Source organism: Paeniglutamicibacter sp. ORCA_105 (assembly GCF_045798545.1).
In the GTDB taxonomy this organism is placed as follows: domain Bacteria; phylum Actinomycetota; class Actinomycetes; order Actinomycetales; family Micrococcaceae; genus Paeniglutamicibacter; species Paeniglutamicibacter sulfureus.
Genome location: NZ_JBIXLM010000019.1, coordinates 36,584 through 51,874 on the forward strand (window position 1 = coordinate 36,584; position 15,291 = coordinate 51,874).

Sequence of the window (15,291 nt, forward strand, 5' to 3'; positions counted from 1 at the left end):
AGTCGATGGATGGTTTTGCCGTCATCCCTGCGGACTAATCCCGTGGTCGACGCACACCTCAGAACCGGATCTGGCTGCCCACTCCGGTGCCCTGAAAACGATGAGAGGATTGTCCTGGGTGAGTGGCCGCCGCCTTCGCCGCCACGCATATGGGCCGGCTCCTCCTCCCCGGCACGACCATCGCATTCACGGGTATGGTCCCCCAGCAGCCATGCCCGCTTCCAGCTGGCCGGACCAACAGCGAGCCGCTGCAGCGGCAGCTTCGATCCGTGGCGGACGGTGGGGCAAAGTTCGCGCCCATTGCTCTCGCCTTCACGGTGACCGAAGCCTAAACTGAAAAAAACGTGTTTCCGTTCAGCATGTTCTTCGGCCCCTAGCCATGGACCGAATAATTGCATATTTCGTACTTGGGGTGCGTATGTATCATCTGCTTTTGCTCGGTAAGGCACCAGCGATTTCCGCCGTTGACGGTGTGGTGCACAGCAGGGCGTGCGCATGCCCCAAAGCCCCGGCCGCGACTTCGCCGCACATCCGTTTCAAGCGCAGGAAGGTCCATCCGCTCGTCGACCATGCGGGACAGGCGGTGACCGGCCGGTGGGCCGCCAACATCGCGTTCGACTCGACGGCGGCCCTTGCAATGGAACCCACCGAACGCTTTCTTGCCCTTCGGTTGCCGGACACGGCCCGACGACCCCGAGTGCAACCGGACGTTGCCGACCGTCGGCAGGTGAAGTCATGACTGCTTATCCCGGTCCTGCGGTGGCTGCACGTTCCCCGCGACATATAAGGGCCCAGAGACACTCACGAGCCAGGCTCGCCGGCCTCGGACTGCTGTGCATAGCAGGTTGGGTCGCGTCGGTGACCGTCGGAGGCTCCCTCGAGGCCGGGCTCGGAGTGCAGCAGATCGCGTTGGCCGTGCACATCATGGCCATGGTCGTTTCGCTGGGGGCCATCCTGCTCATCGACTGGGTCGGCCTGCTTTGGCTGCTGGGCCGGCGGCAAATACACGAACCCGGGCGCGTGGAATCGGCGGCCGTACTGTTGATCTGGGGCGGGCTGGGCATGCTGCTGCTCTCCGGCGCGTTCATCAGCCCCGACCTGAGCGACATCCCCACCCGCGTGAAGCTGGCGTGCGTACTCGTGCTGATGCTCAACGGTGTGGCCATCGCACCGGTGATGAAGCGCCTGCACGAGATGCCGGCAAGCACCAAGTTCTCGCAGCTCAGCCTGGGCCTGCGGGCGCGGATGCTGATGGCACTGTCGATCTCTCAGGCCTGCTGGTGGTCGGCGGTGGTCATCGGCCTGCTCAACTCCGCGATCAGGCGCGGGTCCTGAAACCGGGCGAACCGGGCGTTCGGTAGGCGCAGTCCCGCACAGCCAAAAACGGGGAGGCAAGTCGCTTGGTGCGACTTGCCTCCCCGTCATTGTGGCTCGGCGCGTTGCCCTGCCGGAAATTCCTAGAAGAGCACGCGTGCCAGTTTCTGGCGCGAGGCCACGACGCGCGCATCGCCCACACCGACCACCGAATACAGTTCGACGAGACGGGCCCGGGCGGCCTCCTTCTCTTCGCCTGCGTTTCGGCCGATGAATGCCACCAGGCGGGCAAAGGCGTCCTCGACGTGGCCCCCGACCAGGTCCATGTCCGCAACGTCCAGCTGTGCCTGCAGGTCATCGGGGGCAGCGGCACCGGCCGCACGCACGGCGGCCAGGTCCTTCCCCTCCGTGCGCATCAACAGGCGCACTTGGTTCAGCCCGATGGCAGCCTCGTTGTCGTTGGGCTTTTCGTTCAGAGCCTGCTTGTAGGCGCTTTCGGCCGCGGGCAGGTCTCCGGATTCGATGGCGTCCAGGGCCGCCTGGTGCAGTGGCGGCAGCGGGGCCGGGCCGGCTGCCGGTGCGGTGGTGCCCAGCGGCGGGATGGTCCCGGCCACGCCGTGCTGCACGCCCAGGGCCAGCAGCTCGTCCATCAGCGACTGGATCTGCGAGGTCTCGGCGCCGCCCTGGAAGAGCGGCACCGGCTGGCCATTGATCAGGGCGATGACGGAGGGCACCTGCGTGACCTGGAAGGCCTGGGCGATGGCCGGCTGTTGCTCGGCGTCCACGGTGGCCAGCGCGAGGGTCCCGCGCTTCGCATCCACCAGGGAGGCGATCACACCGTCGAGCTGCACGGAGGCCGGGGAGCGCGGGCTGCCCAGTGAAACGATCACCGGCACCTGCTGGGAAAGGGCAACGACTTCCGGGAAGCTCTCCTGGTTGACGGAGCGGACCCAGGTGGGCGCGGCCTCGCCCGAAGCGGTGACCGGCTCCGGTTGGGGCTGCTGTTTGAAGGCTGCCAGATCAATGGCGCCGCGTGAGGAGGGTGCAGTGGGTTCAGGCATGCTGGTGGTCATTCCTCTACTTTAGGCCGCATCGTGCCCGGGTGGAAAACCCGTTGCCGCGATCCGGGCCTGCGCACCGGCGGGCGCCAACGACGGAAGGCGCGGTGCCTCGGTGCACGGGAACCGATTCCCGTGGCCTGAGGCACCACGCCTTCCAGTGCGGGAACCGCTCGGTTCCCGGTTCCCCTTTGGGGGCAGGGATGCTACTAGAGCAGCTTCGCTCCCTTGGTGATGACCTCTGCGGCAACCACGGAGACCTTGTCCTTGGAGCCGGCAGCAGGGATGTAGATGAGGGTCGGTTCGCCGTAGGTGATCTCGATGCCCTTCTTGGTGTCCTTGGCGCCGACGATCTTGGACGTCGTGGCATCCATGCCGATCGTTCCGCCGTCTTCCTTGGGCTTGGCAGTGGTCGTGGCGGTGAAGTTGCCCGAGACCAGGGCCCCGCCGTCCGGGGTGGCCAGCACAACGGTGTCCTTGGTGTTCACGTTGCGCTTGAAGGTGATCGTCGCGTCCTTGTTGGCCTTGACCAAGGCGTTCTGGTCCTTGGCGTTCAGGGTCAGGAACGCGTTCTTGGCGAACTTGTCGGCGTCCTTGGACTTCTCGTTGTCCATGAGTCCGGCCAGGCGCTCAAGAGCTACCTTCGGGGTCATGGCCAGGTCCTTGGCATCGTCCTTGAGCATCTTCACCGACTGGTCGCCCACTGCGATTCCGGGGAACGTTGAACCGGGCAGCATCGGGGTGGCGAACGCGATCTTGTAGTTCTCGCGCGGCCCCGACTGGGTCAGCGTGAGGGCGGTGGGAATCGTGGAGGCCTCGGAGTCCTTCGCGGTGACAACCATGATGGAGCGCGGGAAGTGCGCACCGTCGTCGGTGGGCACGGCGGCCGAGCGGATCACGCTGGTGTCGATGGCCTGCGGGGCATCCAGCTTGACGTCGTCGTTGCGCAGCTCGTAGTTCTGGCCGCGCAGGGTCTTCAGGGCACCGGTGGTGCGGTCATCCAGGTCCTTGGCGTTCTTGGACTTGTCGGCCTTGGCCACTGAGGAGGATGCCTCGCCGAGGATGCGCTCGAGCTGCTTCTGCAGCACGACCGGGTAGACCTTCTCCGCATCTTCGGTCGAGCTTTCGGCGGGGCTCGGCGAGGTGCCTGCCGCCAGGGCAGGAGCGGAGGGAACCAGCACCAATGCCAGCACGGAGGCGGTCGCCACGATCTTGGCCACGGTGTTCTGGTCGCCCTTGGGAGCGGGAGTCGCGGTCAGGGTGTCGGTCTTCGGGGCGTCGGGGTGGCCGGCCGCACGGCGTCCGCCACCGGATCCTCCGCGCGGGGCGGTGCGGACAGCAGCCAGGGCGATGCCGGCAATCACGAGCAGCGAGCCGGCAATGATCAGCGGCATCGAGAACGGGGTGGCGGTGTCGCCGGGCCAGGTCGCGGTGATGTCGGTGGGTGCCGCGGCCTTGCCATCGGCGGCCAAAAGCAGCGTCCAGGATCCCTCGTCGGGGTTGGTCCAGCGGTACGTCATGGTCTTGTCGGCATTTTCGGTTGCCTGGAAGAGGTCGGCGTCAGCCGGATTGGGCACTTCCGCCTCGCCGGTTTCCGAGGTCGACTCGAGGACCGTCTCTTCGGCGTTGATGCCGGTGATGGTGGTGTGGGCGGCCTTGCCGACCCACGCCTGCGCATCAGCGGAACGCACCAGCGAAGCGGTGAACTTGCCCTCGGCATTGATGGTGATCTCCGTGGGATGACCGCCCACGGTTCCGGCCCCGGCTTCGATGAGTGTGACTGGGGCGGCTGCGGGGGCCTGGGCAAGGGAAGCGGTCAGCGTCTCGGGCGGAGCCCATATGGTTCGCTGGCCAATCCCCACCACCAGGGCTGCCAGCCCAAGAATGATAGCGATCGCTGAAAAGATCTTTCGCACAATTACACCTAACGGATGAGGGGGTCGAGATTCGGCCTCGGGTGCCACCCACATCATTTATCCGGATGACACGCTCACAAGTCTAACGAGTTCTAGCGCATCAGGGTTCCGGAATGTGGGTAGCACCACGCCGTTGACGGCTGAGGTCTTGCCCACTATTTACCACGTGCGACTCCTGTCCCCCAATGCCGCCAAGCGGGTCCCGGGGGCATTAAGCTCGGGGTTGTGACTACTCAAGACGGAGACGAAGCAGCTACGCCGGAAAGCACCGGGAGCCATGAAGACGCGCCCCGGGCCGATGCCGAGGGACAGGAAGCCGCGACGCCGAAATACCTCGGGGAACGGCCCACGCAGCCGCGAAAGTGGTGGCGCCGGGTGTTGGGCACCGCCCAGCAGACGCTCGATGCGCGGATCAAGCCGCCGGCGAACTTCGGGTTCCCGCCGGAGCCGCACCGGGAGCCCGGCGACGGGTTCCCGGATGCCGACATCTCACCACAGTCCAACCCGATTGCCTTCGGCTTCCTCTTCACCGTGGGCGTGGGCCTGGCGTTGCTGGGCTTCTTCCTGCTGACCAACGTGGGATCGCTGGTCATCTGGATCGCCATCGCCCTGTTCATCGCGCTGGGCCTGGACCCGATGGTGCGCTTCCTGGTCGCCCACGGGCTCTCGCGCGCCATCGGCGTCTTGATCACGATGCTGGCCCTGCTTGGCGGTGTGGCGGGATTCGTCGGCGCCATCATCCCGACGCTCACCGAGCAGACGGCCCAGTTCATCGAACGTGCACCGCGGATCGTCGACGACTTCCTCAAATCCGAATTCTTCGTCACCCTCGATGCGCAGTACCAGCTCTCGGACCGGATCAGCCAGGAAATCGGGAAGTTCTTCTCCGACACCGGGGCGGTGGGCGGGATCTTCGGCGGCGTGCTGGGGGTGGGCAGCGTGATTGCCCAGGGCATGTTCGGCGTGCTGATAGTGCTGGTGCTGGCCATCTACTTCCTGGCCTCGCTGCCGGCAATGAAGTCCTTTGCCTACCGGCTGGCCCCGCATTCGCGCAGGGTGCGCGTGGAGGAACTGGGCAACACCATTACCCACTCGGTCGGCAACTACGTCATGGGCCAGGCGTTCGTCGCACTGCTCAATGCGACAGTCGCGCTGGTGCTCATGAGCATCCTGGGCGTCCCGTTCGCCGCGCTGCTGACACTGCTGGTGGCCATGCTGGCCTTCATCCCCCTGGTGGGCGCCGTCATCGCCGGCATCCTGGTCTCGCTGGTTGCGCTGACCCTGGGATGGCAGACCGCCGCCATCTACGCTGTCTGCTACTTCGGGTACCTGCAGATCGAGGCCTACTTCGTCTCGCCAAGGGTGATGCAGAAAGCTGTCTCGGTCCCTGGCGCGGTTGCAGTGATTTCGGTGATCGCCGGCGGCTCCCTGCTCGGCGTCATCGGCGCGCTCATGGCCATTCCCGTCGCAGCGGCAGTCATGTTGATCCTGCGCGAGGTCTTTATCGTGCGGCAGGACAACCGCTAACCGGCCCGACGTCCCAGGGTGCAGGCGGCATTGATTCCGTCGCGGCCCACCCGATCAGTACCGGTAGGAGCGTGATTCCCAGCACTTCGGGTGCCAGTGCCTCCGTGCCGCGGCCGAGGCGTCATCGCCCGACCAATGGTCCGCACGCCACGCAACCAGGTGCTCGGTCCCGGGCTTGATGAACTGCCCGCATCCAGGGCATTTGTAGGTCTTGGCCGCGCCGACCGAGGAAATCCGGCGCACGTGCCACTGGCCATCCGGCGCGTCCTGCAGGCGCTGTACGCCGTAGCGGGCCTTCTCCAGCCACTGCTCGTCCGATCCGCCGTCGGCTCGCGTCCACTTGTTGACCCGGCCGGAGCGGGGCTTGGGGGCGGATGATCGGGAGGGGCGGTTCGAGCGGGCCATGATCCAATTCTGCCCCAGATGCTCCGCCCATCCGGCCCGGGACGCACCCCCGGGTGGTGTCGCTCCGGCCACGGGACCTGCCCGAAACCCGGTAGAGTGCCTGTTGTGCGTTTAGTGATTGCCAAGTGTTCAGTTGATTACGAGGGCCGTTTGCGTGCCCATCTCCCCCTGGCGACCCGCCTGCTGATGGTCAAGGCCGACGGCTCGGTGCTGGTGCATTCCGACGGCGGCAGCTACAAGCCGCTGAACTGGATGAGCCCGCCCGCGGTGATGCGGATTGTGGCCCCCGACGAGGAGCAGGCAGCCGAGGGCGACGTCGAGCTCTGGCACGTTGCCCACCAGAAGTCCGACGACCGGCTGGTGGTGCACATCAAGGAGATCATCCACGACACCGAGCACAACCTCGGCATCGACCCCGGGCTGATCAAGGACGGCGTCGAGTCGGACCTGCAGCGCCTGCTCGCCGACCAGATCGAGACCCTTGGTGCCGGCTTCACGCTGATCCGCCGCGAATACATGACGGCCATCGGCCCGGTCGACATCCTGGCCCGCGACGCCGACGGCGCCACCGTGGCCATCGAACTCAAGCGCCGCGGCGACATCGACGGCGTCGAGCAACTCACCCGCTACCTGGATCTGCTGAACCGCGACCCGCTGCTCAAGCCAGTGCGCGGGGTCTATGCCGCCCAGCAGATCAAGCCACAGGCCCGCACCCTGGCGAACGATCGCGGCATTGACTGCCTGATCCTTGACTACGACGCGATGCGCGGCGTTGACGACGTGGCCGCGCGCCTCTTCTAGGCCCCCCGCTTTCCCCGCTCTGCGATACCGCGCCGGGGAGGATGGAACTTTTGCGGCGCGGATACGTGATTCGCCGCCGCGCCCGGCCCTAGACTGGGTCCATGACTGCCACCGACTCACCTGAACGCTATGCGCTGACCGGACGACTCATCACCCCCGGGAGGGATATCCCCCGGGGCGTGGTCGCGGTGGAGGGCGACCGCATCGCCTTCGCCGGCGATGAGCACGAGTTTACGTTTTTCGACGAATCGGACACCTTCGAGCTGCGCGAGAGCCCGGAAGGCACCATCATCATCCCGGGCCTGATCGACCTTCACTGCCACGGCGCCGCTGGCGGGGACTTCCCCTCGGGTGATCCCGAGTCGATCGCCACCGCCATCGAGCACCTCCACCGCTCCGGCACCACCACGTTCCTGGCCTCGCTGGTCACTGCCCCGCGCGCGGACATGTTGGCGGCTGCCGCCGTGCTCGCGGAGTTCGCCCAACGCGGCGACATCGCCGGGATCCATGCCGAGGGCCCGTTCCTTTCCGCGGCGCGCTGCGGGGCACAGGACCCGGAGCACCTCATCGACCCGGATCCCGAGTTCGTCGACGAGCTGATCGACGCGGCGTCCGGCCAGCTGCGCACCATGACCTATGCCCCGGAACGCCCGGGATCCGATGCCCTGCTCGAGCAACTGGTGTCCCAGGGCGTAGTGCCGTCCTTGGGGCACACCGACGCCGATGCCGACACGACCGCTGCCTCCCTTGCGGTAGCCCGCGAGGAACTGTCCAGTGCCGGTGTCGACGGCTTCACCGAGCGACCCACCGTCACCCACATGTTCAACGGCATGGCACCGATGCACCACCGCGCACCCGGCGCCGTCGCCACCTGCCTGGAGCTCGCCGCCCGCGGAAAGATCATCGTCGAACTGGTGGCCGACGGCGTCCACCTGGATCCGGTGATGGTGCGGACCATGTTCAAGCTGGTCGGTGCCGAATCCATCGCACTGGTCACCGACTCGATGGCAGCGACCGGCCTGGAAGACGGCAACTATACGCTGGGCCCGTCCAAGGTCACCGTTGCCAACGGCGAGGCCCGATTGGCCTCGGACGGCTCGCTGGCGGGAGGCACAGCCAGCATGCTCGAGGTGGTGCGCTCAGCGGTAGCGGCAGGCGTGGACCTGTCAGACGCCGTCATCTCCGCCACCAGGGTTCCGGCGAGCATCCTGGGCCTGATCGACGAAGCCGGCCGGCTGCACCAGGGATTCGTGGCTGACATGCTGCTTTTGGATGCCGGCCTTGAGCTGCAGCAGGTCGTGCGGAACGGCAAAAACCTATTGTGAAGTTTCCGTTGAGCAAGCGGACCCAGGGGTGTTGACCCAAGTCACACGTTTGTGTGATGCTTGACTCAGTCTTTGTGTTGGTTAGTCATACCCGCCAAAGCAGTGCTGCGGGTGTGAAGTGACTGCGGCGGGGTCAAACCCACGCCAGTGATCTTCTCACTTGAGTACCACCAATGGTCGTTGCACAGTGCAACGGCCAGATTTTCGCACTAAATGAGGAGAAATACATGGCTCAGGGAACCGTGAAGTGGTTTAACGCCGAAAAGGGATTCGGCTTCATCACTCCTGATGGCGCCGAGGCCGACGTGTTCGTGCACTACTCGGAAATCCAGACCAACGGCTTCCGTACGCTGGAAGAAAACCAGCGCGTGGAATTCGAAGTTGGCCAGGGCGCCAAGGGTCCGCAGGCCACCGGCGTTGTCGGTCTCTAAGGACTTCACAAATTCTTTGAACTTTTCACCAGTCAGGCAATCGACCGCAACGCGGCACGGATCCGGACGGGCGTAAACCTAAGAAGATGCAAAAAGCATGGGGCGGGATGATTCAATCATCCCGCCCCATGCTTTTTGTCTTGCTCGATCAGTCTTGCCGCCAGGTGCCGACGCCCGCAACGGGGCCGGCTTCCAACCAGGCCGAAAGGCCGTTGTAGGTCTGGTAATCCATGGCGATCAGGACTTCTCGGCCTTCATAGCTCATCATCACGATGACGCTTCCGGGCTGCACCAGGTGCTTTTCCTCTTCCGCGGGACGCCGCCAGCCCTTGAGCCGGATGGACGTCCGCAGGAATCGATGCACAGGGATCGGGGAGACCGAAAAGAGCTTGAGGAACTCAAGCTCACCAGGGCCATAACGCGCAATCGCCATCATCCACTTCCCGGAGGACGTGGAGATGGAAGCGTCGAATGTGCCAAGAGTGCGCCGCAACTGAATGCGGCGCACTCCCATGGCACCCAAGAACATCACCACAAGCAGCAGGGCTGCCAACACGATGAGCACAGGAATGCCGAGTTCGTTCAAGGCAGGACTATCGAGTTCCCGCCGGGACGGAGTCGGCCATGACGGCGTTGTCCGCTACGATCACCACACGGTCGGTATCAACGGAGAAGAACCCGCCATCAACCTGGACCGAGAACCGTGAACCGGAAACCGGAACGATTTCCAGATCACCGGCAGCGAGGACGGCCAGCATCGGCACGTGGCCGGGAAGGATCCCGATCTCGCCATTGCTGGTGCGTCCCTTGACCAGTTTCGCCGCACCGGACCACACGAAGTGGTCGGCAGCAACGATTTCGACTTGGAGTTCGGCCATGATTAGCGAGTCGACTTCTGGATGTCGGCCCACTGACGCTCAACGTCGTCCATGCCGCCGATGTTGAAGAATGCCTGCTCAGCGATGTGGTCGACGTCGCCGTTGCAGATCGCGTTGAAGCCCTCGATGGTGTCCTTGATGGCAACCGTCGAACCCTCGACACCGGTGAACTGCTTGGCAGTGTAGGTGTTCTGGGAGAGGAACTGCTGGATGCGACGAGCACGCGACACAACAATCTTGTCTTCTTCACCGAGTTCGTCGATGCCGAGGATGGCGATGATGTCCTGCAGTTCCTTGTTCTTCTGGAGGATCTGCTTGACGCGAACCGCGGTGTTGTAGTGGTCGTGACCAACGTACTGCGGGTCAAGGATTCGCGACGTGGAGGTCAGCGGATCAATGGCCGGGTACAGACCACGGGAAGCGATTTCACGGGAAAGTTCCGTGGTCGCGTCCAAGTGGGCGAAGGTCGCGGCCGGGGCCGGGTCCGTGTAGTCATCGGCAGGCACGTAAACGGCCTGCATCGAGGTGATCGAGTGACCCTTGGTCGAGGTGATGCGCTCCTGAAGGAGACCCATCTCGTCGGCGAGGTTCGGCTGGTAACCCACTGCCGAAGGCATGCGGCCCAACAGGGTCGACACCTCGGAACCGGCCTGGGTGAAGCGGAAGATGTTGTCAATAAAGAGCAACACGTCCTGCTTCTGCACATCGCGGAAGTACTCCGCCATGGTCAGTGCCGAAAGCGCCACGCGAAGACGCGTTCCTGGCGGCTCATCCATCTGGCCGAACACCAAGGCGGTGTCCTTCAAGACGTTGGCTTCTTCCATTTCGACCCAGAGGTCGTTGCCTTCACGGGTGCGCTCGCCAACACCGGCGAATACCGAGGTACCACCGAAGTTACGTGCAACACGGGTGATCATTTCCTGGATCAGCACGGTCTTGCCAACGCCGGCGCCGCCGAAGAGGCCGATCTTTCCACCCTTGATGTACGGGGTGAGAAGGTCGATCGACTTGATGCCGGTCTCCAGCATTTCGGTCGAGCCTTCGAGGCTCGCGAAGGACGGGGCCTTGCGGTGGATCGGCCAGCGCTCGGTGATCTCGAGTTCCGAAGCCGCAACGTCGAGGGGCTCGCCCAGCACGTTGAAGATGTGTCCCTTGACAACGTCGCCAACAGGCACGGAGATCGGGGCGCCGGAGTCAACCACCGAGGTACCACGGACGAGTCCGTCGGTGGCCTGCAGGGCGATAGCACGAACCATGGAGTCACCGAGGTGCTGGCTGGTTTCGAAGGTGATGGTGGTGGTCTTGCCGTTGAGGGTAATCTCAGCGGAAAGAGCATTGTAAATAGCAGGCAGGGAGTCGGCGGGGAATTCAACGTCGACAACCGGGCCGATAACGCGTGCGATACGACCGATTGCACCGGTCGAGGCAGCGTTACCCTGCTCGTTGAGTTGGGCAGTCATCTCTCTCTCACTTCACTTGTGTAGATGGCGTGGATGTAAGTGTGGGTAGGAAGTTCCCGTTAGCCGTTCAGCGCGTCAGCGCCGGCAACGATTTCGGAGAGTTCCTGGGTAACCTCGGCCTGGCGGGCGTTGTTACGAAGACGCGTGTACTTCTTGATGAGTTCCTTGGCGTTGTCGCCTGCGGACTTCATCGCACGCTGGCGGGCTGCGAGCTCGGAAGCCGCCGCCTGCAACATGGCATTGAAGATGCGTGATTCGATGTACCGCGGAAGCAGTGCGTCAAGCACCTGCTCCGGCTCCGGCTCGTATTCGTAGAGCGGCAGCAGCTCGTCGGCGGGAGTCTCTGACTCCTCCTCGACGACCTCAAGCGGCAGCAAACGAATGACCGTCGGTTCCTGAACGACCATCGACTTGAACTGGGTGAAGACAACGTGGATTTCGTCCACGCCTCCCATTTCAAAATCTTCGGCGAAGTCCTTGAGCAGGGCTTCGCGCAGTTCGCGTGCGGTCGTAAACTCCGGGGCGTCGGTACCACCGGTCCACACCTTCGCGTATTCGCGTCCACGGAAATCGAAGTACGCCTGAGCCTTGCGGCCGACCAGGTAGGTCTTGACGTCCTTGCCTTCTTCATGGAGCAGTTCAACGAGGTGCTCTGCCTGCTTCAAGACGCTGGCGGAGTAGGACCCGGCGAGTCCGCGGTCAGAGGTCATGACCAAGACTGCCGCGCGACGGATTGACTCCGGCTCGGTGGTCAGTGGGTGATCAACCTCGGACTGTGACGCGACGGCAGTAACAGCACGGGTAATCGCATTGGCATATGGCAGCGATGCCGAGACACGCGCGCGTGCCTTGCCAATACGGGAAGAGGCGATCAGTTCCATCGCCTTGAAGATCTTGCCCATCGACGTCGTCGATGCAATCTTCTGGCGGTAGACCCGAATCTGGGCTCCCATGTTTGTCCTTTCCTTATCCCTTTGCAGGGGTTGCCGCACCGCACCTTCTGGTGCGGCAACCCCTAATCAAAGGTGATGTCAGCGCTTTTGCTTGACGATCTTTTCCTGGTCGACGGATCCCTCGGCCAAGGCGTCGAATTCTTCGTTGCCGGCGGCGACAAGCTTGTCGTCGCCTTCACCGAAGAAGCCGGCCTTGAAGTCGGCGATGTTCGACTTGAGCGATTCCACAGTCTCGTCCTCGAGCTTGCCGGTTTCGGCAATCACGGTGAGAACGTTGGTGCGGTGGCGCAGGTGGGCAAGGAACTCGGTCTCGAAACGACGAACGTCTTCAACCGGGACGTCATCAAGGTAGCCCTTGGTGCCGGCCCACACGGAGACAACCTGGTCCTCAACCGGGAACGGTGCGTACTGTCCCTGCTTGAGCAGTTCCATCAGGCGCGCGCCACGGGTCAGCTGCTGCTTCGAAGCGGCATCGAGGTCCGAGGCGAACATGGCGAATGCCTGCATGTCGCGGAACTGTGCCAGCTCGAGCTTCAACGTACCGGCAACCTTCTTCATGGCCTTGATCTGCGCCGAGCCACCAACGCGGGACACCGAGATGCCCACGTCGACTGCCGGACGCTGGTTGGCGTTGAAGAGGTCCGACTGCAGGAAGATCTGGCCGTCGGTGATGGAAATGACGTTGGTCGGAATGAAGGCCGAGACGTCGTTTGCCTTGGTTTCGATGATCGGCAGACCGGTCATCGAGCCTGCTCCGAGCTCGTCGGAGAGCTTTGCACAACGCTCAAGCAAGCGGGAGTGCAGGTAGAACACGTCGCCCGGGTAGGCTTCGCGTCCCGGCGGGCGACGCAGCAACAGCGATACGGCGCGGTAGGCTTCGGCCTGCTTGGACAGATCATCAAAGACGATCAGAACGTGCTTGCCGTCGTACATCCACTGCTGGCCAATGGCCGAGCCGGCGTACGGTGCCAGGTACTTGAAGCCGGCCGGGTCGGAGGCCGGGGAGGCAACAATGGTGGTGTATTCCAGCGCACCATTGGTTTCAAGGGTCTGGCGCACTGCGGCAATGGTCGAAGCCTTCTGACCAATTGCCACGTAGATGCAGCGGACCTGCTTGTTGGTGTCCCCCGAAGCCCAGTTGGCCTTCTGGTTGATGATCGCGTCAACGGCCAGGGCAGTCTTGCCGGTCTGGCGGTCGCCAATGATCAGCTGACGCTGGCCACGGCCGATCGGGATCATCGCGTCGATGGCCTTCATGCCGGTCTGCAGCGGTTCGTGAACCGACTTGCGCTGCGTCACGCCCGGAGCCTGAAGCTCCAGTGCGCGGCGACCGGAGGACGCGATCGGTCCCAGGTCATCGATCGGCTCGCCCAGCGGGTCAACCACTCGGCCGAGGAAGGCGTCGCCAACCGGAACCGAAAGGATCTCGCCGGTGCGCTCTACTCGCTGGCCTTCGGCGATGCCGGTGAAGTCGCCCAAGACGACGACACCGATCTCGCGGGTGTCAAGGTTCTGGGCCAGGCCCAGGGTGCCGTCTTCGAAGCGAAGCAGCTCATTTGCCATGACGGAGGGAAGACCCTCCACCTTGGCGATGCCGTCACTTGCCGTGGTTACGCGGCCGACCTCGGTGCGCTCTGCTTTGCCCGGTTCGTAGGACGCTGCGAACTCATTCAAGGCATTGCGGACGTCGTCGGCGTTGATGGTCAATTCGGCCATCTGCAGTCCCTGCTCTCCTAAGTTGTGATTACCGCGGTCAATCGTTGCGGTAACCGAAATTTGATTCAGTCTATGGTGACTGGCCTGCAAGGCAGGCCCCCCGTGTTGAAGTGGGGGGCTGCCTAGCTTGCCAACTGGCGGCGAAGCTCCGCGACGCGGGTGGCGACGGTTGCGTCAACAACCTCGTCGCCCACCTTGATGCGGATGCCGCCTACTAGTGCCGGGTCGATCTCGACATTGATCTTCAAGTCCCGGCCGTAAAGGTTGTTCAGGCCTGCCTGCAGGCGCGCTGTTTGCACGGCAGTGAGGTCACGGGTGACGCTCACCTGGGCAATCCAGCGGTCCTGGCGTTTAGCCACCAATTCCACGAAGCGCTCCAGAAGTGCGACGGGCTTGAGCCCGCGCGGCGAAGCGACGGCCTGGCGGATCAGCAGTGCAGATGCGTCCGAGGCGTTCGGCACCAGCTTGAGCGCCAGGGCGCCCTTGGCTTCGGCCGTTGCCTTGGAATCATCAAGTGCACGCTGCAGATCATGACTGGACCCAACCACACGGATGAACGCGAAGAGGTCTTCTTCGAGCCTCTCCAGTCCTGCGGAACCGCCCTGACGCTCGGCTACCGCGATGGCGACAGTTGCCGCCACGGTCTCCAGTGCATCGCCAATGTCTCGTGCCGAGCTCCAACGCGAGGTTGCCAGAGACGCGACGGTGGATTCGGCTTCCGCCGAGACCTTACCGTGCAACAGCTGGGCAACAAGCCCTGCCTTGTCCGAGGCCCCGCGGGCCGGATCAGTCAGTGCGCGACGCAGGCCTGCATTGCCATCCAGAACGTCAACCGTCCCAAATAGCTCGGCGGACAATTCCAAGGACGCGTGTGCAAGCTTGGTTTCCAACGACGCCAGCGCCGCGGACAGTGACTCGCTCGATACACCTGCCATTAGTTCGATGCACCTGCGTTCTGCTGGTTTTCCAGGTCTGCCAGGAACTTATCGACCACGCGTGATGCGCGCTCGTCGTTCTCAAGAGCGTCGTCGACGATCTTGCTGGCCAATGAAGTAGCCAGGGTTCCGACCTCGGCACGCAGCGAGGTAACTGCTGCGGTGCGCTCGGCTTCGATCTGGCGGTGGGCCTGCTCGGTAATGCGAGTCGACTCTTCTGCTGCCTTGGTCTTCAGTTCCGCAAGAATCAGGGCACCTTCTTCGCGCGCTTCCTCACGGATGCGGTTGGCTTCGGTGCGTGCTTCCAGCAGCTGTGCCTTGTACTGCTCAAGGGTGGCGTTGGCTTCGGCCTGTGCGGCTTCAGCCTTCTCAAGTCCACCCTCGATGGCCGTGACACGGTCCTGGTAGGACTTCTCGAATGCCGGGGCAATGTACTTGACCACCATGAACAGCAGGACAGCGAAGCCTGCAGCAGTGACAAGAATTTCCCACGGGTTCGGAAGCAGAGGGTTTGCACCCTCACCTGCAGCGAGGATCAATTCGTTGCTGATCATTCTCACTCTTCCTTATCT

Annotated in this window: 15 protein-coding genes; 5 read left to right on the forward strand and 10 right to left on the reverse strand. The window is 63.7% G+C overall.

Features of this window, described 5'->3' with window-relative positions; all coding sequences use genetic code 11:
* Window positions 1–858: 858 nt before the first annotated feature.
* Complete coding sequence (locus tag ACIPUB_RS11070) at window positions 859–1,335, forward strand: hypothetical protein (RefSeq protein ID WP_407607422.1); 477 nt, start codon at window positions 859–861, stop codon at window positions 1,333–1,335.
* 122 nt (window positions 1,336–1,457) lie between these two features.
* Here ACIPUB_RS11070 and ACIPUB_RS11075 read toward each other — a convergent pair whose 3' ends face one another.
* The gene (locus tag ACIPUB_RS11075) at window positions 1,458–2,375 is read right to left on the reverse strand and encodes a co-chaperone YbbN (protein WP_407607423.1); all 918 of its coding nucleotides are present in this window, start codon (window positions 2,373–2,375) and stop codon (window positions 1,458–1,460) included.
* Between the two features lie 206 nt (window positions 2,376–2,581).
* Window positions 2,582–4,288 (reverse strand): hypothetical protein, encoded by a 1,707-nt coding sequence (locus ACIPUB_RS11080; protein ID WP_407607424.1) that lies wholly within the window; start codon window positions 4,286–4,288, stop codon window positions 2,582–2,584.
* 225 nt (window positions 4,289–4,513) lie between these two features.
* Between ACIPUB_RS11080 and ACIPUB_RS11085 the strand changes: the two genes are divergently transcribed.
* Window positions 4,514–5,815: an AI-2E family transporter gene (locus ACIPUB_RS11085; protein ID WP_407607425.1), complete on the forward strand. Its 1,302-nt coding sequence runs from the start codon at window positions 4,514–4,516 to the stop codon at window positions 5,813–5,815.
* A 54-nt stretch (window positions 5,816–5,869) separates the two neighbouring features.
* Here ACIPUB_RS11085 and ACIPUB_RS11090 read toward each other — a convergent pair whose 3' ends face one another.
* Window positions 5,870–6,220, reverse strand: coding sequence for a hypothetical protein (locus tag ACIPUB_RS11090; protein ID WP_407607426.1), 351 nt, complete (start codon window positions 6,218–6,220; stop codon window positions 5,870–5,872).
* A 105-nt stretch (window positions 6,221–6,325) separates the two neighbouring features.
* Between ACIPUB_RS11090 and nucS the strand changes: the two genes are divergently transcribed.
* The 3 genes from nucS to ACIPUB_RS11105 all read left to right on the forward strand — a co-directional run bounded on the left by nucS (window position 6,326) and on the right by ACIPUB_RS11105 (window position 8,777).
* Window positions 6,326–7,021 carry an endonuclease NucS gene (gene nucS, locus ACIPUB_RS11095; protein ID WP_407607427.1) on the forward strand — a complete coding sequence of 232 codons (696 nt, stop codon included), beginning with the start codon at window positions 6,326–6,328 and terminating at the stop codon, window positions 7,019–7,021.
* 101 nt (window positions 7,022–7,122) lie between these two features.
* Window positions 7,123–8,346 (forward strand): N-acetylglucosamine-6-phosphate deacetylase, encoded by a 1,224-nt coding sequence (nagA, locus tag ACIPUB_RS11100; protein WP_407607428.1) that lies wholly within the window; start codon window positions 7,123–7,125, stop codon window positions 8,344–8,346.
* A 227-nt stretch (window positions 8,347–8,573) separates the two neighbouring features.
* Window positions 8,574–8,777: a cold-shock protein gene (locus ACIPUB_RS11105; protein ID WP_068735141.1), complete on the forward strand. Its 204-nt coding sequence runs from the start codon at window positions 8,574–8,576 to the stop codon at window positions 8,775–8,777.
* A gap of 148 nt (window positions 8,778–8,925) precedes the next feature.
* Here the strand turns inward: ACIPUB_RS11105 and ACIPUB_RS11110 are convergent, their stop codons facing one another.
* The 7 genes from ACIPUB_RS11110 to ACIPUB_RS11140 form a co-directional block, all read right to left on the reverse strand.
* Window positions 8,926–9,363, reverse strand: coding sequence for a DUF2550 domain-containing protein (locus ACIPUB_RS11110; RefSeq protein WP_264269274.1), 438 nt, complete (start codon window positions 9,361–9,363; stop codon window positions 8,926–8,928).
* A gap of 7 nt (window positions 9,364–9,370) precedes the next feature.
* Window positions 9,371–9,655: a F0F1 ATP synthase subunit epsilon gene (locus ACIPUB_RS11115; protein ID WP_264269273.1), complete on the reverse strand. Its 285-nt coding sequence runs from the start codon at window positions 9,653–9,655 to the stop codon at window positions 9,371–9,373.
* A gap of 2 nt (window positions 9,656–9,657) precedes the next feature.
* Window positions 9,658–11,115, reverse strand: coding sequence for a F0F1 ATP synthase subunit beta (atpD, locus tag ACIPUB_RS11120; protein WP_407607429.1), 1,458 nt, complete (start codon window positions 11,113–11,115; stop codon window positions 9,658–9,660).
* Window positions 11,116–11,174: 59 nt separating this feature from the next.
* Complete coding sequence (locus tag ACIPUB_RS11125; RefSeq protein WP_407607430.1) at window positions 11,175–12,068, reverse strand: F0F1 ATP synthase subunit gamma; 894 nt, start codon at window positions 12,066–12,068, stop codon at window positions 11,175–11,177.
* 78 nt (window positions 12,069–12,146) lie between these two features.
* Window positions 12,147–13,784 (reverse strand): F0F1 ATP synthase subunit alpha, encoded by a 1,638-nt coding sequence (atpA, locus tag ACIPUB_RS11130; RefSeq protein WP_264269271.1) that lies wholly within the window; start codon window positions 13,782–13,784, stop codon window positions 12,147–12,149.
* A gap of 122 nt (window positions 13,785–13,906) precedes the next feature.
* On the reverse strand, window positions 13,907–14,719 hold the full coding sequence (locus tag ACIPUB_RS11135; protein ID WP_407607431.1) for a F0F1 ATP synthase subunit delta: 813 nt from the start codon (window positions 14,717–14,719) through the stop codon (window positions 13,907–13,909).
* Window positions 14,719–15,273: a F0F1 ATP synthase subunit B gene (locus ACIPUB_RS11140; protein ID WP_407607432.1), complete on the reverse strand. Its 555-nt coding sequence runs from the start codon at window positions 15,271–15,273 to the stop codon at window positions 14,719–14,721. The genes ACIPUB_RS11135 and ACIPUB_RS11140 overlap by 1 nt, the downstream gene beginning before the upstream one ends.
* Between the last annotated feature and the right edge of the window lie 18 nt (window positions 15,274–15,291).

Coding starts and splice junctions, on each gene's coding strand:
- ACIPUB_RS11075 (WP_407607423.1), bottom strand. CDS start 2,375: ATGCCTGAACCCACTGCACCCTCCTCACGCGGCGCCATTGATCTGGCA.
- ACIPUB_RS11125 (WP_407607430.1), bottom strand. CDS start 12,068: ATGGGAGCCCAGATTCGGGTCTACCGCCAGAAGATTGCATCGACGACG.
- ACIPUB_RS11090 (WP_407607426.1), bottom strand. CDS start 6,220: ATGGCCCGCTCGAACCGCCCCTCCCGATCATCCGCCCCCAAGCCCCGC.
- nagA (WP_407607428.1), top strand. CDS start 7,123: ATGACTGCCACCGACTCACCTGAACGCTATGCGCTGACCGGACGACTC.
- ACIPUB_RS11115 (WP_264269273.1), bottom strand. CDS start 9,655: ATGGCCGAACTCCAAGTCGAAATCGTTGCTGCCGACCACTTCGTGTGG.
- ACIPUB_RS11105 (WP_068735141.1), top strand. CDS start 8,574: ATGGCTCAGGGAACCGTGAAGTGGTTTAACGCCGAAAAGGGATTCGGC.
- atpD (WP_407607429.1), bottom strand. CDS start 11,115: ATGACTGCCCAACTCAACGAGCAGGGTAACGCTGCCTCGACCGGTGCA.
- atpA (WP_264269271.1), bottom strand. CDS start 13,784: ATGGCCGAATTGACCATCAACGCCGACGACGTCCGCAATGCCTTGAAT.
- ACIPUB_RS11135 (WP_407607431.1), bottom strand. CDS start 14,719: ATGGCAGGTGTATCGAGCGAGTCACTGTCCGCGGCGCTGGCGTCGTTG.
- ACIPUB_RS11140 (WP_407607432.1), bottom strand. CDS start 15,273: ATGATCAGCAACGAATTGATCCTCGCTGCAGGTGAGGGTGCAAACCCT.